26 protein-coding genes are annotated in these 17,556 nt (G+C 63.6%); 24 read left to right on the top strand and 2 right to left on the bottom strand.

Features of this window, described 5'->3' with window-relative positions; genetic code table 11:
* The coding region (locus tag B3D39_RS00850; RefSeq protein WP_286789293.1) for a TIGR02466 family protein at positions 1 to 460 on the bottom strand (460 nt) is incomplete at its 3' end.
* A 188-nt stretch (positions 461 to 648) separates the two neighbouring features.
* Between B3D39_RS00850 and rpmC the strand changes: the two genes are divergently transcribed.
* The 11 genes from rpmC to rpmD all read left to right on the top strand — a co-directional run bounded on the left by rpmC (position 649) and on the right by rpmD (position 4,933).
* Entirely contained in the window at positions 649 to 849 is a 201-nt protein-coding gene (gene rpmC / locus B3D39_RS00855) for a 50S ribosomal protein L29 (RefSeq protein WP_075773849.1), read from the top strand.
* 12 nt (positions 850 to 861) lie between these two features.
* Complete coding sequence (gene rpsQ / locus B3D39_RS00860) at positions 862 to 1,095, top strand: 30S ribosomal protein S17 (protein ID WP_078521280.1); 234 nt, start codon at positions 862 to 864, stop codon at positions 1,093 to 1,095.
* A 76-nt stretch (positions 1,096 to 1,171) separates the two neighbouring features.
* Positions 1,172 to 1,540, top strand: a complete 369-nt coding sequence (rplN, locus tag B3D39_RS00865; RefSeq protein WP_075773851.1) for a 50S ribosomal protein L14 — start codon at positions 1,172 to 1,174, stop codon at positions 1,538 to 1,540.
* Positions 1,540 to 1,845, top strand: a complete 306-nt coding sequence (gene rplX, locus B3D39_RS00870; RefSeq protein WP_078521279.1) for a 50S ribosomal protein L24 — start codon at positions 1,540 to 1,542, stop codon at positions 1,843 to 1,845. The genes rplN and rplX overlap by 1 nt, the downstream gene beginning before the upstream one ends.
* Positions 1,845 to 2,402 carry a 50S ribosomal protein L5 gene (gene rplE / locus B3D39_RS00875; RefSeq protein ID WP_098412082.1) on the top strand — a complete coding sequence of 186 codons (558 nt, stop codon included), beginning with the start codon at positions 1,845 to 1,847 and terminating at the stop codon, positions 2,400 to 2,402. The genes rplX and rplE overlap by 1 nt, the downstream gene beginning before the upstream one ends.
* 19 nt (positions 2,403 to 2,421) lie before the next feature.
* Positions 2,422 to 2,727, top strand: coding sequence for a 30S ribosomal protein S14 (gene rpsN, locus B3D39_RS00880; protein WP_075773854.1), 306 nt, complete (start codon positions 2,422 to 2,424; stop codon positions 2,725 to 2,727).
* Positions 2,728 to 2,737: 10 nt separating this feature from the next.
* A complete protein-coding gene (rpsH, locus tag B3D39_RS00885) occupies positions 2,738 to 3,136 on the top strand; it encodes a 30S ribosomal protein S8 (protein ID WP_152845393.1) in 399 nt (132 codons plus the stop codon).
* 10 nt (positions 3,137 to 3,146) lie between these two features.
* The gene (rplF, locus tag B3D39_RS00890; RefSeq protein ID WP_078521275.1) at positions 3,147 to 3,680 is read left to right on the top strand and encodes a 50S ribosomal protein L6; all 534 of its coding nucleotides are present in this window, start codon (positions 3,147 to 3,149) and stop codon (positions 3,678 to 3,680) included.
* Positions 3,681 to 3,691: 11 nt separating this feature from the next.
* A complete protein-coding gene (gene rplR, locus B3D39_RS00895; protein WP_075773856.1) occupies positions 3,692 to 4,051 on the top strand; it encodes a 50S ribosomal protein L18 in 360 nt (119 codons plus the stop codon).
* Positions 4,052 to 4,165: 114 nt separating this feature from the next.
* Positions 4,166 to 4,735, top strand: a complete 570-nt coding sequence (rpsE, locus tag B3D39_RS00900; protein WP_075773857.1) for a 30S ribosomal protein S5 — start codon at positions 4,166 to 4,168, stop codon at positions 4,733 to 4,735.
* A gap of 12 nt (positions 4,736 to 4,747) precedes the next feature.
* The gene (rpmD, locus tag B3D39_RS00905) at positions 4,748 to 4,933 is read left to right on the top strand and encodes a 50S ribosomal protein L30 (RefSeq protein ID WP_075773858.1); all 186 of its coding nucleotides are present in this window, start codon (positions 4,748 to 4,750) and stop codon (positions 4,931 to 4,933) included.
* A gap of 91 nt (positions 4,934 to 5,024) precedes the next feature.
* Here rpmD and B3D39_RS00910 read toward each other — a convergent pair whose 3' ends face one another.
* Positions 5,025 to 5,603 (bottom strand): ferritin-like domain-containing protein, encoded by a 579-nt coding sequence (locus B3D39_RS00910; protein ID WP_286789294.1) that lies wholly within the window; start codon positions 5,601 to 5,603, stop codon positions 5,025 to 5,027.
* Positions 5,604 to 5,758: 155 nt separating this feature from the next.
* Between B3D39_RS00910 and B3D39_RS00915 the strand changes: the two genes are divergently transcribed.
* The 13 genes from B3D39_RS00915 to B3D39_RS00975 all read left to right on the top strand — a co-directional run bounded on the left by B3D39_RS00915 (position 5,759) and on the right by B3D39_RS00975 (position 17,548).
* Positions 5,759 to 6,235, top strand: a complete 477-nt coding sequence (locus B3D39_RS00915; protein WP_246831750.1) for a universal stress protein — start codon at positions 5,759 to 5,761, stop codon at positions 6,233 to 6,235.
* A gap of 39 nt (positions 6,236 to 6,274) precedes the next feature.
* Entirely contained in the window at positions 6,275 to 7,915 is a 1,641-nt protein-coding gene (locus tag B3D39_RS00920; protein ID WP_078521273.1) for a BCCT family transporter, read from the top strand.
* 105 nt (positions 7,916 to 8,020) lie between these two features.
* Entirely contained in the window at positions 8,021 to 8,767 is a 747-nt protein-coding gene (locus tag B3D39_RS00925; RefSeq protein ID WP_246832687.1) for an energy-coupling factor ABC transporter ATP-binding protein, read from the top strand.
* The gene (locus B3D39_RS00930) at positions 8,742 to 9,356 is read left to right on the top strand and encodes an energy-coupling factor transporter transmembrane component T family protein (RefSeq protein ID WP_274962442.1); all 615 of its coding nucleotides are present in this window, start codon (positions 8,742 to 8,744) and stop codon (positions 9,354 to 9,356) included. Before B3D39_RS00925 ends, B3D39_RS00930 begins: the two co-directional genes overlap by 26 nt.
* A gap of 1 nt (position 9,357) precedes the next feature.
* Positions 9,358 to 9,903, top strand: coding sequence for a biotin transporter BioY (locus B3D39_RS00935; protein WP_274962443.1), 546 nt, complete (start codon positions 9,358 to 9,360; stop codon positions 9,901 to 9,903).
* 10 nt (positions 9,904 to 9,913) lie between these two features.
* Positions 9,914 to 10,849 carry an asparaginase gene (locus B3D39_RS00940; RefSeq protein WP_274962444.1) on the top strand — a complete coding sequence of 312 codons (936 nt, stop codon included), beginning with the start codon at positions 9,914 to 9,916 and terminating at the stop codon, positions 10,847 to 10,849.
* Between the two features lie 83 nt (positions 10,850 to 10,932).
* On the top strand, positions 10,933 to 12,381 hold the full coding sequence (locus B3D39_RS00945; protein WP_274962445.1) for a DUF2252 domain-containing protein: 1,449 nt from the start codon (positions 10,933 to 10,935) through the stop codon (positions 12,379 to 12,381).
* Between the two features lie 103 nt (positions 12,382 to 12,484).
* Entirely contained in the window at positions 12,485 to 13,474 is a 990-nt protein-coding gene (locus B3D39_RS00950; protein ID WP_274962463.1) for a LacI family DNA-binding transcriptional regulator, read from the top strand.
* Positions 13,475 to 13,609: 135 nt separating this feature from the next.
* Entirely contained in the window at positions 13,610 to 14,278 is a 669-nt protein-coding gene (locus tag B3D39_RS00955) for an amino acid ABC transporter permease (RefSeq protein ID WP_078600727.1), read from the top strand.
* 1 nt (position 14,279) lies between these two features.
* On the top strand, positions 14,280 to 14,936 hold the full coding sequence (locus tag B3D39_RS00960) for an amino acid ABC transporter permease (RefSeq protein ID WP_274962446.1): 657 nt from the start codon (positions 14,280 to 14,282) through the stop codon (positions 14,934 to 14,936).
* A gap of 35 nt (positions 14,937 to 14,971) precedes the next feature.
* Positions 14,972 to 15,799, top strand: a complete 828-nt coding sequence (locus B3D39_RS00965) for a transporter substrate-binding domain-containing protein (protein ID WP_274962447.1) — start codon at positions 14,972 to 14,974, stop codon at positions 15,797 to 15,799.
* Positions 15,800 to 15,887: 88 nt separating this feature from the next.
* Positions 15,888 to 16,601 (top strand): amino acid ABC transporter ATP-binding protein, encoded by a 714-nt coding sequence (locus tag B3D39_RS00970; protein ID WP_371326882.1) that lies wholly within the window; start codon positions 15,888 to 15,890, stop codon positions 16,599 to 16,601.
* Positions 16,598 to 17,548 (top strand): NAD(P)-dependent oxidoreductase, encoded by a 951-nt coding sequence (locus tag B3D39_RS00975; protein WP_274962448.1) that lies wholly within the window; start codon positions 16,598 to 16,600, stop codon positions 17,546 to 17,548. The genes B3D39_RS00970 and B3D39_RS00975 overlap by 4 nt, the downstream gene beginning before the upstream one ends.
* Positions 17,549 to 17,556: the final 8 nt, after the last annotated feature.

The raw sequence follows: 17,556 nt of genomic DNA on the forward strand, positions 1-17,556 counted from the left end.
TCATCCGGGCGCTGCGCGGGTCTTCCAGCTTCAGCGCCGAGGCGCCGTCGGGCATCGCGACATAGGTCGTGCCCGAGATCACCGAATGGGGGTGGAGGTGCGAGCTGTGGGTGCCGCCTTCGGGCAGGATGTTGATCCAGAGGTCTTCGAGCACCAGCTTGCCCTCGCCCAGATCGAATTGCAGATCTTCGGCGAAGGCCGCGACGTGCTTGTCGAGGGCCTTCACCATGTCCGCGAAGATCGGGAAGCGCCAGGGCAGGTCGGTGAGCGAGGCGTAGGAGGTATAGCCCGGATAGCCGTTCTCCTCGCACCAGTCCTGACCGGCTTCGTCATCCTCGGCGATGGCGTAGCACGACGCTTCCAGCTCGCCCGTACCGACCTTCGGGCCGAATGCGGATAGGGAGGCGCGGTAGAGGCGGGTGACGAAGAGGGACTCGATCTGGGGCTTGGGCTCGGACATAAGGGCTCTCGCAACTGGGCGTGGATTTATCCCCCTGTTACGCCAAAGCGGCCCGAAGGCCAAACAATCCTTGCCATATTCGATTCGCTCTGATATTGGCCCCAAGTTCCTGAAATCAGGACCGACATAACCCATCAGAAAGCAGGGTCACCCGCGAGGGGCCCTCTGATGCCAAGAAAGGACCCGGGATGAACGCCCAAGAACTCAAGGCGAAGACGCCTGATGAGCTGCGTGATCAGCTCGTCTCGCTGAAGAAAGAAGCCTTCAACCTCCGCTTTCAGCAGGCCACGAACCAGCTCGAGAACACCGCGCGCATGCGCACCGTTCGTCGGGACGTTGCACGTATCAAAACCGTGCTGAACCAAAAAGCCGCTGAAGCCGCGAAGTAAGGAGAGCTTCCTATGCCCAAACGCATCCTGCAAGGTACCGTGACGTCGGACAAGAACGACCAGACCGTAACCGTTTCGGTCGAGCGCCGCTTCACGCATCCGGTTCTCAAGAAGACGATCCGGAAATCCAAGAAATACCGCGCCCATGACGCGGAAAACCAGTTCAAGACCGGTGACATTGTTCGCATCGAAGAGTGCGCACCCGTCTCGAAGACCAAGCGCTGGCGGGTTGTGGTTTCGGCGTAAGCCGGGGCCATTCGCCAGTATTCGAAACCCTGGGGCCCTTACTGCATAGGCGTCCCCAAAGGTCGGGAGTAACCCCATGATCCAGATGCAGACCAATCTGGATGTTGCTGACAACTCCGGCGCTCGCCGGGTTCAGTGCATCAAGGTCCTCGGCGGCTCGCACCGCCGTTACGCATCCGTGGGCGACATCATTGTGGTGTCGGTCAAGGAAGCGATCCCGCGCGGCCGCGTGAAGAAAGGTGACGTCCGCAAGGCCGTCGTCGTGCGCACCGCCAAAGAAGTTCGTCGCGACGATGGCACCGCCATCCGTTTCGACCGCAACGCCGCCGTCATCCTGAACAACGCGGGCGAGCCGGTCGGCACCCGTATCTTCGGGCCGGTCGTGCGTGAGCTGCGTGCGAAGAACTTCATGAAGATCATCTCGCTTGCTCCGGAGGTGCTGTAATGGCTGCTAAGCTCCGCAAAGGCGATAAGGTCGTCGTTCTCGCTGGCAAGGACAAGGGCAAGCAGGGTGAGATCACCTCTGTTGACCCGAAAGCCGGCAAAGCTGTCGTCGACGGCGTGAACGTTGCGATCCGCCACCAGCGTCAGACCCAGTCCAACCAGGGCGGTCGCCAGCCCAAGGCTATGCCGATCGACCTGTCGAACCTGGCTCTGATGGACGCAAACGGCAAAGCCACCCGCGTCGGCTTCCGCGAGGAAGACGGCAAGAAGGTGCGTTTCGCCAAGACCACGGGGGATGCGATCTGATGCTCGATCAAGCTACCTACACTCCGCGTCTTCGCGCTCTTTACCGCGACACCATCAAGGCGGCGCTGAAAGAAGAGTTCGGCTACAAGAACGACATGATGATCCCGCGGCTCGACAAGATCGTGCTGAACATGGGCGTCGGCGAAGCCGTGAAAGACACCAAGAAGGTCAAGCAGGCCGCCGAAGAGCTCTCGCTCATCGCTGGTCAGAAGGCCGTGATGACCAAGGCGAAGAAGTCGATCGCTGGCTTCCGCGTCCGGGAAGAGATGCCGCTGGGTGCGAAAGTGACCCTGCGCGGTGACCGGATGTACGAATTCCTCGATCGCCTGATCAACGTTGCTATGCCGCGCGTTCGCGACTTCCGCGGCGTGAAGCCGTCCTTCGACGGTCGTGGCAACTTCGCAATGGGCCTCAAGGAGCACATCGTGTTCCCCGAGATCGACTTCGATAAGGTCGATGAGGTTCTGGGTATGGACATCATCATGGTGACCACGTCTGACGTGGATGCCGAAGCGAAGGCGCTGTTGAAGCATTTCAACATGCCCTTCAACGCCTGATCGCGGAGGAACGAAACTTATGGCTAAGAAATCCATGGTTGCGCGCGAAGCGAAGCGCCAGCGTCTTGTGAACAAGTACGCTGACAAGCGGGCCGCGCTCAAGGAAATCATCAACGACCAGGAGCGCCCGATGGAAGAGCGCTTCAAGGCGTCGCTGAAACTCGCGGAACTCCCGCGCAACTCGTCGGCGGTCCGGCTGCACAATCGTTGCCAGCTCACGGGTCGTCCCCACGCTTACTACCGTAAGCTCAAACTCTCGCGGATCATGCTGCGTGACCTGGCCTCCTACGGTCAGATCCCCGGCATGGTAAAGTCGAGCTGGTAAGGAGGGCGACATGTCTGTGAACGATCCTCTCGGCGATATGCTGACCCGCATCCGCAACGCACAACTGCGTGGCAAATCCACCGTCCGCACCCCGGCCTCCAAGCTCCGCGCTTGGGTTCTCGACGTGCTGGCTGACGAAGGCTACATCCGTGGTTACGAGCAGGCGACGTCTGCTGCAGGCCATCCGGAGCTGGAAATCAGCCTCAAGTACTACGAGGGCACCCCGGTCATCCGCGAGCTGCAGCGCGTCTCGACCCCCGGTCGCCGCGTGTACATGGCCGCGAAAGACGTTCCGTCGGTCCGTCAGGGCCTCGGCGTCTCGATCGTCTCGACCTCGAAGGGCGTGATGTCGGATGCAAACGCACGATCCGCCAATGTTGGCGGCGAAGTGCTCTGCACCGTGTTCTAAGGAGGGCTCAATGTCTCGTATTGGTAAGAAACCGGTCGAGCTTCCCAGCGGCGTTTCTGCGCAGCTGTCGGGCCAGACCATCGAAGTGAAGGGGCCGAAAGGCACCCGTACCTTCACCGCGACCGACGACGTGACCCTCGCTGTCGAGGACAACGCCGTCACCGTCACCCCGCGTGGCCAGTCGAAGCGCGCGCGCCAGCAGTGGGGTATGACCCGCTCGCAGGTCGCGAACCTCGTCCAGGGCGTGACCGAAGGCTTCAAGAAGGAGCTGGAGATCCAGGGTGTTGGTTATCGTGCGCAGATGCAGGGCAACGTCCTGAAGCTGTCGCTCGGTTATTCGCACGAAGTCAACTTCGAGGTTCCGGAGGGCGTGACTGTCACCGCTCCGAAGCAGACCGAGATCGTTGTGGAAGGTTCTGACCAGCAGCAGGTGGGCCAGGTCGCGGCAAATATCCGCGAATGGCGTGCTCCCGAGCCCTATAAGGGCAAGGGCATCCGCTACAAGGGTGAGTATATCTTCCGCAAAGAAGGTAAGAAGAAGTAAGGAACGCGAAAATGGCAAACAGCAAACGGGATCTGTTCCTCAAGCGCCGCCTGCGCGTCCGGAACAAGCTTCGCAAGATGGCCGCTGGTCGCGCCCGTCTTTCGGTGCATCGTTCGTCGAAGAACATCAGCGTTCAGCTGATCGACGACGTGAACGGTCGCACTCTGGCCGCCGCTTCCACGCTCGAGAAGGATCTCGGTGTGGTCGGCAAGAACAACGTCGAAGCGGCAGCCAAAGTTGGCGCCGCGATCGCCGAGCGTGCGAAGAAAGCCGGTGTCGAAACCTGCTACTTCGACCGCGGTGGCTTCCTGTTCCACGGGAAGATCAAGGCGCTCGCCGACGCAGCCCGCGAAGGCGGTCTGAAGTTCTAAGACTGGTGGGGGACGTTCGCGTCCCCCCGATGATCCGGGCCGCGCCCTTCGGGGCGGGGCACCTGGATTGAGACAAACGGCGTGAAACCACGCCATCACGAGAAGGAATGCCTCATGGCAGAACGTGACAACCGCCGGGGCCGCCGCGACGACCGCGACGAAAACCCGGAATTCGCCGATCGCCTCGTCGCGATCAACCGCGTGTCGAAAACCGTGAAGGGTGGTAAGCGCTTTGGCTTCGCAGCCCTCGTGGTCGTCGGCGACCAGCGTGGCCGTGTCGGCTTCGGCAAAGGCAAGGCCAAAGAGGTTCCGGAAGCGATCCGCAAAGCCACCGAGCAAGCGAAGCGCAACCTGATCCGCGTCCCGCTGCGCGATGGCCGCACGCTGCACCACGACATCGAGGGCCGTCACGGCGCTGGTAAGGTCGTGATGCGCACCGCACCGGAAGGTACCGGGATCATCGCCGGTGGTCCGATGCGTGCCGTGTTCGAGATGCTGGGCGTGAAGGACGTCGTGTCGAAATCGACCGGCACCCAGAACCCCTACAACATGATCCGTGCCACGCTGAACGGTCTGACCCGCGAAGCAAGCCCCCGTCAGGTGGCTGCGCGCCGCGGCAAGAAAGTGGCCGACATCCTCAAGAAGCCCGAGGCTGAGGCACCTGCCGAAGCCACGGAAGCGTAAGGAGAGCGATCAATGGCTACCATCGTCGTCAAGCAGATCGGTTCGCCGATCCGTCGCCCCGCCATCCAGCGTGCCACGCTGAAAGGTCTGGGTCTGGACAAGATGAACCGTACCCGTGAGCTGGAAGATACCCCGGCCGTCCGCGGTATGGTCGCGAAGATCCCGCACCTCGTCGAAATCGTCGAAGAGCGCGGCTGAGCCGACCGGTTCGTCTGAATAACGAAACGCCCCGACCGAAAGGCCGGGGCGTTTTTGCATTCGTGGGGTGCGTCTTCGGGGGCAGGGCGCCTCAGTGCCAGACGGGGCCTCTGCCGCCGCCATAGCCGCGCCCTTGGCCGCCCATGCCGCGCCCCTGCATCTGCCCACCGCCTCCGCAGCGCTGGAAGGCGGGCAGGTGCTTGTTCTGAGAGGCATCGCGCAGGCGCGTCAGGATCTGGGTAAGCTGCGCATTCCCGGCGACCGCCGGCAGGAGGCGCCCGTCATAGAGCCCCGAATTGGCCATCTCCGCCTGCACGCCAAGCGCGCAGGCCTCGGCCAGCGTGGCTGGGACGGGCGCCAAGGGCTTCGCTCCGCTCATATAAGGGTTCGCGGGCACGGATAGCCCGTTCTGGCGCAGCACTCCGATCAGGGCCGCAGCATGCGAGATCTCGGCCCGCTCGATATTCGAGAAGGGGCGCACGGCGCCAAACCTCTCCATGATCGCCCGATAGGTGGCCTGCGCGTGATACTCGTCATCCAGCGCCGCGAGCACCGCCCTATGTTCCGCCGAGGTGAGCGCCGCTTGTGCGGGTAGGGCCGTGCCTAAAACGACCGCGATCACGGTGACTATCGCGCCAAGTCTTGTTCCAAGTGAGCTGTGAAAACGCATCGGTCTCTCCTTCCTGAGCCAACTGGAAGTGATACGTCCGCGCAGGACGGAATCCGGCGCCGATGTGACCGCGCGCCGCAGGCCCCGAGGCAGGCATGTCATTTCTTTAATTTTTCTTCACGAAATCCGGAACCGAATGTGACACACTGGGTTGGTTGGATATCGTTGCATCCTGCAATAGGGTGCTGCGCTTCAAGACTGAGGGACGGATCGATATGTTTGAAAAAATCATGGTTCCGGTCGACCTGCGTCATGTCGAGAAGATGGGCAAGACGTTGAAAGTCGCTTCGGAAATCGCAGCGAAACACGACGCAGAAGTTGTTTTCATAGGTGTCACTAGCCAAGAGCCGAGCGAATTCGGCCACAATGCCAAGGAATATGCCGCGAAACTGGACGATTTCGCGCAGAGCCATGCCAACGAGTTTGGGCATAAGGGGTCGTCGAAGGCAGTCATCGTGCCCGACCCGGCCGTTGATCTCGACAAGACGTTGCTGAAGACGGCTGACGATCTTGGGGCCGATCTGGTGGTGATGGCCACGCATGTGCCCAACGCGGCCAACTATCTCTTTGCGTCGCATGGCGGCCACCTCGCCGCGCACAGCGATGCGTCGGTGTTTCTCGTACGCGGATAACGCGGACCAATATAACCAATAAGGACAGGAGGACGGCATATGGCCGAACCTGAAGAAGTTCAGGGCATCCCTGCCCCCGAAGGGGACACACAACTGATCGAGACCGACTATGAGATCGGTCAAGACAACCTCGAAGGGCAGGTAGGGCCCTTCGGTTTCGACATTCACAACCCTGTTTTCATGATCTCGGCGTTGTCCATCGTGGCCTTCGTCTTCTATGCGCTGGCTCTGCCTGAGCAGGCGAGTTCGCTGTTTGGCGCGATGCGCCCGTGGCTGACCTCGACCTTCGACTGGTTCTTCATGAGCGCCGCGAACATCTTCGTCATCTTCTGCCTTGCCCTGATCGTCTCGCCCTATGGCGCAGTCCGCCTGGGTGGCACGGACGCGGAGCCGGACTTCACCTATATGGGTTGGTTCGCGATGCTCTTCGCCGCCGGTATGGGCATCGGCCTGATGTTCTTCGGCGTGCTCGAGCCGGTCTATCACATGGCGGTCTCGCAGCCTCTGGGCACGCCTTCGCCCTTCGATGCGGATGGCAACCTGATCCCGGAGAATGTCGCACGGGCCAAGGAAATGGGCCTCGCCGCGACGATCTATCACTGGGGTCTGCACCCCTGGGCGATCTATGCGGTCGTGGCGCTCGCGCTGGCGCTGTTCTCCTATAACAAGGGTCTGCCGCTGACGATCCGTTCGGCTTTCTACCCGATCTTCGGCGAGAAGGTCTGGGGCTGGACCGGCCATATCATCGACATCATCGCGGTGTTCGCGACGCTGTTCGGCCTTGCGACCTCGCTCGGCTTCGGCGCGCAGCAGGCGAATGCGGGTCTCAACCACGTGTTCGGCGTTCCGATCGACACGACGGTGCAGGTCATCCTGATCACGCTGATCACCGGCGTTGCGCTGTTCTCGGTGCTGCGCGGCCTTGATGGCGGCGTGAAGCTTCTGTCCGAGATCAACATGGGCATCGCGGCGCTGCTGCTGCTCTTCGTGCTCTTCGCGGGCCCGACGCTGATGATCTTCACCGATTTCGGTCAGGGTCTTCTGGCCTATGCGAAGGACATCATCCCGCTGTCGAACCCGATCGGGCGCACGGATGACAGCTATCGCGACGGCTGGACCGCGTTCTACTGGGCGTGGTGGATTTCCTGGTCGCCCTTCGTCGGCATGTTCATCGCCCGCGTTTCGCGTGGCCGTACCGTGCGCGAGTTCATCATCTGCGTTCTGCTGATCCCGTCGCTCGTCTGCGTGCTGTGGATGGCGGTCTTCGGTGGTGTTGCGATCGATCAGGTGATCTCGGATCCGTCCGGTTCGCTGGTGAAGGCGCAGGTCATCGATAGCTACAACCCGCCACTGTCGCTCTTCGCGATGCTGGAGGGGCTTCCGCTGGCCTCGATCACCTCGGTCATCGCGATCGTCCTGGTCATCGTGTTCTTCGTGACCTCGTCGGACTCCGGCTCGCTCGTGATCGATACGATCACCGCAGGCGGCAAGGTCGACGCACCGGTCCCGCAGCGTGTGTTCTGGGCCACTTTTGAGGGCGCGGTCGCGATCGTGCTGTTGATCGGCGGTGGTCTGAGTGCGCTACAGGCGATGGTCATCTCGACCGGTTTGCCCTTCACGCTGGTTCTGCTGGTGATGTGTTGGGCGATCTGGAAGGGTCTGCGGACCGAACCTCGGTAAGCTGGCCAAGCTTTGAGACAAAGGCGCGCGGGGGAAACCTCGCGCGCCTTTCGCTATGTGCAGGGCGTCTGGAAACGCGGCGCGTCTGCGTATATGACCCGGCGCATGTCTGACGGCGCGACCCAAACCTCCGCGAGCCATATCGCGATATCCGATCTCGGCCACGATCTTGACGGTCGCCCGGTGCTGGAGGGGATTTCGCTGGAGACCCGCGCCCGGCGCATCGGCGTTGTCGGGCGCAACGGGTCGGGCAAATCCACCCTGTCGCGACTGATGGCGGGGCTGATCGCGCCGAGCCGGGGCAGCCTGCGGATCAACGGGCACGATCTGGCCGCCGACCGGAAGGCAGCGCTCCGCGAGGTCGGCATCCTGTTCCAGAACCCCGATCACCAGATCATCTTTCCGACCGTGATCGAGGAGATTTCCTTCGGGCTGCGTCAGCAGGGCATGAAGAAGCCCGAGGCCGAAGCTGCGGCCGATCGCACCTTGGAGCAGTTCGGCAAGGCGGCGTGGCGCGATGCCTATGTGACGACGCTCAGCCAGGGCCAGAAGCAGCTTCTGTGTCTGATGGCGGTGAGCGCGATGGCCCCGAACCTGCTGATCCTCGACGAGCCATTCTCGGGCCTCGACATCCCGACCAAGGCGCAGCTGGGCCGGGCGCTGACGCTCTATCGCGGGACGCTGGTGCAGGTGACGCATGACCCGCGCGAGCTGGAGCATTACGACGAAATCCTCTGGCTCGACCAAGGACGGCTGCGGATGCATGGCGCGGCGCGCGAGGTGCTGCCCGTCTACGTCGAAGAGATGACCCGCGCGGGAGAGGCCGATGATATCGCTCAGCTCTCCCGTTAAGACCGCCGCCCATGACTGGCCTGCGGGTCTGAAGCTCGCAGCGCTCTGCGTGGCGACCGTGGGCCTGTTCTATATCGAGAGCCCCCTGATCCTTGCGGGCGTCGTCACGGCGATCCTGATCGCCTATGCTTTGCCGGGCCGCGCCTTCCTGCGCGCGGGTCTGGCGGCGCTGAAACTGCTCTGGCCCTTCATCGTGATCGTCGCGATCTGGCAGGTCGTGATCGGCGAGCTGGCGCAGGGCGCGGTGATCGTGATGCGGATGATCTCTGCCGTGGCGCTGGCGAACCTCGTGTCGATGACGACGCGGCTGAGTGATATGATCGCGGTCGTGCGCTGGCTGACGACGCCTTTGCGCCGCTTCGGGCTGTCGACCGCTGCGCTGGAGATCGCGATCGCGCTGGTGATCCGTATGGTGCCGGTGCTGACCAACAAAGGGGGGCGCCTCACCGAGAGCTGGCGCGCCCGGGCCACGCGGCGGCCAAGCTGGCGGCTGGTGCTGCCCTTCACGCTTCTTGCGCTTGACGATGCCGACCATGTCGGCGATGCGCTACGGGCCCGGGGAGGGCTCACATCCGAGAGGGAGACTTGAGATGGAAAAGAATGTCGCGCTGATCGCGCTGTTTGCGGCTCTGATTGCAGTGCTCGCGCTGATCCCGAAAATCACGCTGGGCTTCGGGGTGCCGATCACGGCGCAAAGCCTTGGGATCATGCTGGCGGGGGCGGTGCTGGGATCGAAGCGCGGTGCGCTCGCGGTTCTGCTGTTCCTGCTGCTAGTGGCCGTGGGGCTGCCGCTGCTGGCCGGTGGTCGTGGGGGGCTTGGCGTCTTCTTCGGCCCGACGGGCGGGTTCCTGTTCAGCTGGCCGCTGGCCGCGTGGCTGACCGGTTTCATCGTCGAGAAGTGGCGCTCGGTGCCGCTGGGTGCCTCGGTCTTCGTGGGGGCGATCCTTGGCGGGATCGTGCTGTCCTACGCGATGGGGATCGTCGGGCTGTCGCTGGCGCTCGGCAAGAGCCTGATCGAGAGTACCTCGCTGATGGTGGTCTTCATCCCCGGCGACATGATCAAGGCGTTGATCGTGGCTGCGCTGACGGTGTCGCTGTCGCGCGCGCGGCCTTCCAGCGTCCTGTCGCGGCACTGAGACGCCTGGCGTGGCGCTGCTTCTGATCCATACAGGCGGCACGATCGGCATGGTCGCCTCGGATGCGGGTTTCGTGCCGCAGCAGGGCGTGGTCGAGGATTTCCTCGCCACCTTGCCCGAGGGGCGCGAGGTCGAGACTCTGCGCCTCGACCCGCTGATCGACAGCGCCAATGCCACGCCCGCCGACTGGAACCGGATCGCCGAGACCATCGCCGCGCATCACGACCGCTGCGACGGCGTGATCGTGACCCATGGCACCGATACGCTGGCCTATACGGCGGGGGCTTTGTGCTTTGCGCTCGAAGGGTTGGGCAAGCCGGTGATCGTGACCGGATCGATGCTGCCGCTGTCGGTCGAAGGCAATGACGGCGCGCGCAATCTGCGCGACGCGATTACGGAGGCGGGGCAGGCGGCGCCCGGCGTCTGGGTGCAATTTGCAGGACGCCTGCTGCATGGCGCGCGGGTCCGCAAAAGCCATTCGCGCGCCTTCGACGCCTTTGCCGCCGATCCCTCCGACATCCCGCCCTGCCAGCCGGGGCCGCGCCTGACGCGCCACCCGATCCGGCCTGCACGGATCGCCGTTCTGGCCGTCGCGCCGGGGGCGGAGGAGAGCCTTCTCGAACATGCCGCCAAGACCTGCGACGGTCTGGTGCTGCGCTGCTATGGCTCGGGGACTGCGCCCGACACGCCCGGCGTGCGCGCGGCGCTTGCCACTGCGCAGGCCCGCGCGATCCCCGTCATCGCGGTCAGCCAATGCCCCGAGGGCGGCATGGCGCTTGGCACTTATGCGGCGGGGGCGATCCTGCGCGATCACGGGGTGATCGACGGGCGCGACATGACGCCCGAGGCGGCCTATACCAAGCTTTCCCATGTCCTCTCACTCGGCGACCCGCAGGCGCGGGCCGCGCGCCTGTCCCGCGCGCTCTGCGGGGAATATACGCCCTGATCTTTGGTGCTCACGCCGGTTTTTCGGAACGCCTTCGCCCGCCTTTCCGTTAGGAGAGCGAACCCCGAAAAGGAGCACCTCCCATGGCCGAAGGCAACAACAAGCCGAGATCTTCCAATTCGAAAGCGCAAAGCCCGAAGCGGTCGCGCAAGGCCACCGGGGTCGCGCCCGTCGAACAGCTCCAGAGCCGGGTCGAGGCTTATCGCGAGCTTGCCGAAGCCTATGTGAAATACCCCTGCGTGATGCGTCCGGGCGATCTGACCGGGCTCGCGCGGCGCCTGCACGTGCGCTCGACGATCATTGAGGACCACGCGGTCCGCATCGACGAGAAGGCCGAGGGCGCAGGCGAGAAATTCGAGGAACTGGCGGATTCGCTGTTTTCCTTCTTCCGCGGCACCTCGCTTCTGTTCCACCGCGACATGCTGGGCGAGGATGAGCGGATGCCGACGGTGCTGGCGCTCGGCGACGTCCACCCCGAGAATTTCGGGATCATGCCCAATGCCGATAACGTGCCGATCTTCGGTGTGAATGATTTCGACGACGTGCTTTACGGCCCCTTCACCTGGGACCTGAAGCGCGGGATCACGGGCTTCCTGATCGCGGCCAAGGAAGAGGGCGATCAGAAGAAAAAGCACCGCGAGAAGATCGTGCGCAAATTCGTCGAAGGCTATCGCGACGGGATGGAATTCTACGCCCGCCACGACAAGGAGGCGAGCCAGCAGATGCGCCCCGATAACAGCCCGAAAGTGATCCAGCGGATGTTCAAGAAGGCGCGCAAGAGCCGGAAGAAATGGCTCTGGGATCGCTATCTCAACGAGACCGGGCGGGGCTTCCGGGCGAATGACGAGCTGACGCCGATCTCCAGCCGGATCTCGGAGTTTCAGGGTTACATCAATGACGTGGCCAAGCAGAACGGGATCGATCCGGGCGGTCGCGCGGGCGAGCTGAAGGTGAAGGATGTCTGCATCCGCCACGGGCAGGGCACGGCCTCGCTGGGGCTGCCGCGCTACTATTGCCTGATCGAAGGGCCGAGCAAGGATGCGAGCGACGATCTGATCATCGAGTTCAAGCGCGCCCGGCAATCCGCGCTGGAAGGCCTCGTGCCGGAGAATGATTTCGTCGCCGGCGACAAGGGCGACCGGATCGCGCATGGCCAGCGGGTGCATCTGGCGCAGGGCGATGTGTTCTACGGTAGCGTCGAGATTGACGATATGAGCTTCATGTCGCGCGAGCGCGCGCCGTTCCGCGACGATATCGATCTCGACGATCTGTCGAAGGGCAGCTGGCGCGACTATGCCCATGCCTGCGGTCAGGCGCTGGCGCAGGCCCATGCGCGCTCTGACGATGCGGGTGAGCTGGACTACCGGATCGAGCCGCGCATCATCGAGGCGATGCAGCCCTTCGATCTGTTCGTCGATGATCTGCTGTGTTTCGGACGCGAGGCGGTCAAGCGGCTCAAGCGCGACCATAAGTTCTTCAAGATGGATCTGAAGCGCGGCGCCTTCGACATGACGCAGAAGCACTACCGCTAGGGTCTCGCCTCTGGGCAGCGGTCGGCGCGGCGAATCTGTCGTGCTTGCGTGATCGCCTTCGTGTCGTTACTCCGCGATTATGGCGGTCAAGCGTACGACATTGATGGATGTGGCGCGGGCGGCGGGCGTGTCCCGCGCGACCGCCTCTCTCGTCATTCGCGGCTCCGATCTGGTCGCCGACAAGACGCGCGAGAAGGTCGAGAAGGTCATCGCCGAGCTCGACTACGTGCCCAATAGCGGGGCAGCCCGACTGCGCGGCCAGAAAAGCCGCACGGTCGGCGTCATCATCCCGAACCTGGTGAACAGCTTCTTCTCGGAATTCGTCGAGGGGATCGAGGCCGAGCTGGACGAGCAGGGCTACCAGGTGATGCTCGCCAGCTCGCGCGACGATCCGGAGCGGCAGTCGGGGTTGCTGCGCCGGTTGCGCGAGCACGATGCCGAAGGGATCATCCTCTTTCCCGCCGAAGGGACCGAGCCGGACACGATAGAGAAGCTGGTCGCAGCAGGCGTACCGCTGGTGCAAGCGATGCGCCATGTCGGGCGCGATCTGAGCGATTTCGCCGGGTCCGACCACGGCCTCGCGGTGCGGCTGAGCGTGCGGCATCTGCGCGATCTCGGCCACCGGCGGATTTCCTTTGTCTCGCTCGCCGGGAAGGTGTCGACGCGGGAAGAACGTCTCGGGGCCTTCGAAGAGGAGTTGCGCGCGCAGGGGCTCGTCAATGCCGGGGTGATCGACGTGCCGCTGGAATGGGATGGCTCGCCGCAATCGGCCGCAATGCTGATGGCGCTGGAGCCGCGCCCGACCGCCGCGATCTGCTTCAACGATATTCTCGCCTCGGGTCTGCTGCGGGGGCTGTTCGACCTTGGCCTGATGCCGGGGCGCGACCTCTCGGTGGTGGGGCACGATAACCTGTCCTTCATCGATCTCGGCGCGCCGCCGCGCCTGACGACGGTGCAGGTCTTTCCGCGCCAGATCGGAGCGGCCTCGGCCAAGCTGCTGCTGCGGCGGATCAAGGACCCGAGTGCAGAGCTCAAATCCGAGATCGTGACGCCCCGCCTGCGAGTGCGCGACACCACCGGCCCCGTCGACTGATATCCAAAGAAGACCATCACGCATCCGTGACTTGCGACTCAGGATTTAGATCGTTCTAATTAGATCGATCTAAAAATGCATATGTCCGATCGTTGAGGAGCGAGCAGGCATGTGGTTACACGCAGGGGAGGCGACGTGTATCACTTCAATTTCACGCCCGTATTCGAGAATTTCGACCTGCTGCTCTATGGCGCATGGTTGACCATCCGCCTGTCTTTCGCGGCGATGATTCTGGGGCTGATCGTGTCGGTTCTGGGGGCTGCCGCGCGCACCTCGCATTCCAAAGTGCTGCACGCGATCGTCGGCGCCTATGTCGAGATCATCCGCAACACGCCCTTCCTCGTGCAGATCTTCTTTTTGTATTTCGGGCTGCCCGCGATCGGGATCTCGCTCGATCCCAATGTCGCGGCGCTGATCGCGCTGGTGATCAATGTCGGCGCCTACGGGACCGAGATCACGCGTGCCGGCATCGAATCCGTACCCCATGGCCAGATCGAGGCAGGGCGCGCGCTGGGTCTCGGGCCGATCCAGATTTTCCGCTACGTGATCCTGAAACCGGCGCTGCGCAACGTCTATCCGGCGATGACGAGCCAGTTCATCTACCTGATGCTGACCTCGTCGGTCGTCTCGACGATTTCGGCGAACGATCTGGCCTCCATCGGCGCGGATCTGAACGCCAAGACCTTCGCCAGCTTCGAGATCTACCTCGTCGTGACCGGCATCTACCTTGTCCTTTCGCTGCTGTTCTCGGGACTCTTCAAGCTAATCCAGAACGCCGTATTCAACTATCCTGCGAGCCGCTGACATGATCCGCCAATTCGGACCTTCCGACATCCTGTTCATCATCGAGGCCGTGCGCTGGACGCTTCTGCTGTCGGCCATCGCTTTCATCGGCGGCGCAATCGGCGGGCTGTTCGTGGCGCTCGCGCGCAGCTCTGGCTCGAAAGCGCTGCGCCGGACCAGCGCCGGGTTCATCCGCATCTTCCAGGGCACGCCGCTTCTGATGCAGCTGTTCCTGTTCTATTTCGGCCTGACCGTGCTGAACCTGCCGATCAACCCGCTTCTGGCGGCGGCGATCGCGCTGACCTTCCATGCCAGCGCCTATCTGGGCGAGATCTGGCGCGGCTCGATCGAGGCGGTGCCGTCCGGGCAGACCGAGGCCGCGACCGCGCTGTCGCTGAGCTATCGCGACCGGATGCAGCATGTGGTTCTGCCGCAGGCGGCACGGATCGCCGTGGCTCCGACCGTCGGCTTCCTCGTGCAGCTGATCAAGGGCACCTCGCTGACCTCCATCATCGGCTTCACCGAGCTGACCCGCGCCGGTCAGATCGTCAACAACGCGACCTTCGACCCGTTCGTCGTCTTCGGGCTGGTGGCCGCGATCTACTTCATCATCTGCTGGCCGCTGTCGCTGTATGCGCGCCGGTTGGAAGGGCGGATGCGCCTCGCATTCACCCGCTGATTTTTCACCCGCTTCAGGTTTAGGAGGAGTAATCCATGAAGTTTCTCAAGACAGTTGCAACGGCGGCCCTGACGGTCGGCGCATTGATGGCAGGCCAGGCGCAGGCCACCACGCTCGATCAGGTCGAGAAGGCCGGCGTGCTCAAAGTCGGCATGCTCGTCGATTTTCCGCCCTTCGGTCTGATGGGCACCACCGGCAAGCCGGAAGGCTATGACGCCGATACCGCCAAGGCGCTCGCCGATTACCTCGGCACCAAGATCGAGATCGTGCCGGTGACCGGCCCGAACCGCATCCCCTACCTGCTCTCGGGTCAGGTCGACGTGCTGGTCGCCTCGCTGGGCATCACGCCCGAGCGCGTCAAGCGGGTCGATTTCTCGCGCCCTTATGCCGGGATCGAGATCATGGTCTACGGCAAGAAGGACGAGAAGGTTTCCAAGCCGGCTGATCTCTCCGGCGAGTCGGTCGGCGTCGTGCGCGCCTCGACGCAGGATGCGGGCGTGACCAAGGTCGCCCCCGATGACGCCACGATCCGCCGCTTCGACGACGACGCGGGCGCGGTTCAAGCGCTGCTTTCGGGTCAGGTGCCGCTGATCGGCGTTTCGAACGTCGTGGCCGCCCAGATCGAGAAGGCCGCGCCGGGTCGCTTCGACGAGAAGTTCCCGCTCTCGAGCCAAGTTCAGGGCATCGCGGTCGAGCCGGGCGCAGACAAGCTTCTGGCGAAGATCAACGAGTTCGTCGGTTCCGCAATGAAAGACGGCACGATGGACAAGATCTCCGAGCAGTGGCTCGCGACGGACATCCCCGATTTCGTCCGCAACGGCTCGGCCGAGGAAGCCGCGACGCCGAAAACGGCCACGAACTGATCTCACTTCATATCCGGCGCAGCCCCGCGCTGCGCCGGATCACCCTACAAGGCATCCCATGACACAAGCACAGCAGCCCGCCGTCGAGATGCGCGGCGTCACCAAGTTCTTCGGTGCGTTTCAGGCGCTGAAGTCGATTGATCTGACGGTCGAACAAGGCGAGCGGATCGTGGTCTGCGGTCCGTCCGGCTCCGGCAAGTCGACCCTGATCCGCACGCTCAACCAACTCGAAGAGATTCAGGAGGGCAAGATCACCGTCGACGGGATCGAATTGACGGCTGGCGGCGAGAACGTCGCGAAGGTGCGTCGCGATGTCGGGATGGTCTTCCAGCAATTCAACCTGTTCCCGCATCTGACTGTTCTGCAGAACTGCACGCTCGCGCCGCTCAAGACGGGACGTGCGGATAAGGCCACCGCAGAGGCGACCGCGCGCAAATATCTGGAGCGCGTGAAGATCCCCGAGCAGGCCGACAAGTTTCCCGCCCAACTCTCGGGCGGCCAGCAGCAGCGGGTCGCGATTGCGCGCGCGCTCTGCATGGAGCCGCGGATCATGCTGTTCGACGAGCCGACCTCGGCGCTCGATCCCGAGATGGTCAAGGAAGTGCTCGACACGATGATCGATCTGGCCCGCGAAGGCATGACGATGCTCTGCGTCACCCACGAGATGGATTTCGCCCGCGCCGTTGCCGACCGCGTGATCTTCATGGAGCAGGGCGCGATCATCGAGGAAGGGCCGCCGGCGGAGTTCTTCGGCAATCCGAAATCCGAGCGGCTGCGCAACTTCCTGGGGCAGATCTCATGAAGGACGAGACCAAATCGAACCCGTCGATCCTCGCGCTGATCGAGTTGAAACCCGCCGACATGATGGAAGCGTTCTGCGCCGAGCATCCGGTTACTCGCGATGCCGCGGCGCGTGAGGGCATCGAGGTCTTGCTGACCAGCGGTGCGCGCGGCCTCTCGGGCGAGGAGATCTCCGAATTTCCCGACCTGCGCCTGATCGCGGTCAATGGCGTGGGCACCGATGCGGTCGATCTCGACGCGGCGGCCGCGCGCGGCATCGATGTGACGACGACGCCGGATGTGCTGTCGGAGGCAGTGGCTGAACTGGCACTGGGGCTCGCGATTTCGGTGCGGCGCCGGATCGGCGAGGGCGAGCGGCTGCTGCGCTCCGGCGGTTGGTCGAACGGGCAGAAACCTCGGCTGGGTCAGGCGCTGACCGGATGCCGGGCGGGTATCCTCGGCTATGGCCGGATCGGGCGGGCGCTGGCGGATATGCTCCGCGCGCTGGGGGTCGATGTGATCTACCACGCGCGCAAGCCCCATGATGACGCCCCCGAGGCATGGCGCCCCGACGCCCGGACGCTGGCCGCCGAAAGCGATGTCCTGTTCGTCACGCTCTCGGCCACGCCCGAGACGCGGTATATCGTCGATGCGCCGGTTCTGGAGGCGCTAGGCTCCGAGGGCACTCTGGTCAATGTCGCGCGCGGCTCGGTCGTCGACAGCGCGGCGCTGGCTGCGGCCTTGCATGGCGGCACGCTCGGCTCTGCCGCGCTCGACGTGTTCGAGGTCGAACCTGTCGCGCCCGATGGGGCGGCGGACGGTCTTTTGCGCGCGCCCAATACGCTCTTCACGCCGCATATCGCGTCGGCGACGAACGAGGCGCGGCGCGCGATGGCGCAGCTGGTGATCGCCAATATCGACGCCTATCTGGCCGGAAGCCCGCTTCCGAGCCCGGTAACGCCTGCCTGACCGGAGCC

Origin of the sequence: Thioclava sp. UBA3469, assembly GCF_002378135.1 — a bacterium.
GTDB classification, from domain to species: Bacteria; Pseudomonadota; Alphaproteobacteria; order Rhodobacterales; family Rhodobacteraceae; genus Thioclava; species Thioclava sediminum.

Coding starts and splice junctions, on each gene's coding strand:
- rpmC (WP_075773849.1), top strand. CDS start 649: ATGAACGCCCAAGAACTCAAGGCGAAGACGCCTGATGAGCTGCGTGAT.
- rpsQ (WP_078521280.1), top strand. CDS start 862: ATGCCCAAACGCATCCTGCAAGGTACCGTGACGTCGGACAAGAACGAC.
- rplN (WP_075773851.1), top strand. CDS start 1,172: ATGATCCAGATGCAGACCAATCTGGATGTTGCTGACAACTCCGGCGCT.
- rplX (WP_078521279.1), top strand. CDS start 1,540: ATGGCTGCTAAGCTCCGCAAAGGCGATAAGGTCGTCGTTCTCGCTGGC.
- rplE (WP_098412082.1), top strand. CDS start 1,845: ATGCTCGATCAAGCTACCTACACTCCGCGTCTTCGCGCTCTTTACCGC.
- rpsN (WP_075773854.1), top strand. CDS start 2,422: ATGGCTAAGAAATCCATGGTTGCGCGCGAAGCGAAGCGCCAGCGTCTT.
- rpsH (WP_152845393.1), top strand. CDS start 2,738: ATGTCTGTGAACGATCCTCTCGGCGATATGCTGACCCGCATCCGCAAC.
- rplF (WP_078521275.1), top strand. CDS start 3,147: ATGTCTCGTATTGGTAAGAAACCGGTCGAGCTTCCCAGCGGCGTTTCT.
- rplR (WP_075773856.1), top strand. CDS start 3,692: ATGGCAAACAGCAAACGGGATCTGTTCCTCAAGCGCCGCCTGCGCGTC.
- rpsE (WP_075773857.1), top strand. CDS start 4,166: ATGGCAGAACGTGACAACCGCCGGGGCCGCCGCGACGACCGCGACGAA.
- rpmD (WP_075773858.1), top strand. CDS start 4,748: ATGGCTACCATCGTCGTCAAGCAGATCGGTTCGCCGATCCGTCGCCCC.
- B3D39_RS00910 (WP_286789294.1), bottom strand. CDS start 5,603: ATGCGTTTTCACAGCTCACTTGGAACAAGACTTGGCGCGATAGTCACC.
- B3D39_RS00920 (WP_078521273.1), top strand. CDS start 6,275: ATGGCCGAACCTGAAGAAGTTCAGGGCATCCCTGCCCCCGAAGGGGAC.
- B3D39_RS00925 (WP_246832687.1), top strand. CDS start 8,021: ATGTCTGACGGCGCGACCCAAACCTCCGCGAGCCATATCGCGATATCC.
- B3D39_RS00930 (WP_274962442.1), top strand. CDS start 8,742: ATGATATCGCTCAGCTCTCCCGTTAAGACCGCCGCCCATGACTGGCCT.
- B3D39_RS00935 (WP_274962443.1), top strand. CDS start 9,358: ATGGAAAAGAATGTCGCGCTGATCGCGCTGTTTGCGGCTCTGATTGCA.
- B3D39_RS00945 (WP_274962445.1), top strand. CDS start 10,933: ATGGCCGAAGGCAACAACAAGCCGAGATCTTCCAATTCGAAAGCGCAA.
- B3D39_RS00950 (WP_274962463.1), top strand. CDS start 12,485: ATGGATGTGGCGCGGGCGGCGGGCGTGTCCCGCGCGACCGCCTCTCTC.
- B3D39_RS00960 (WP_274962446.1), top strand. CDS start 14,280: ATGATCCGCCAATTCGGACCTTCCGACATCCTGTTCATCATCGAGGCC.
- B3D39_RS00965 (WP_274962447.1), top strand. CDS start 14,972: ATGAAGTTTCTCAAGACAGTTGCAACGGCGGCCCTGACGGTCGGCGCA.
- B3D39_RS00970 (WP_371326882.1), top strand. CDS start 15,888: ATGCGCGGCGTCACCAAGTTCTTCGGTGCGTTTCAGGCGCTGAAGTCG.
- B3D39_RS00975 (WP_274962448.1), top strand. CDS start 16,598: ATGAAGGACGAGACCAAATCGAACCCGTCGATCCTCGCGCTGATCGAG.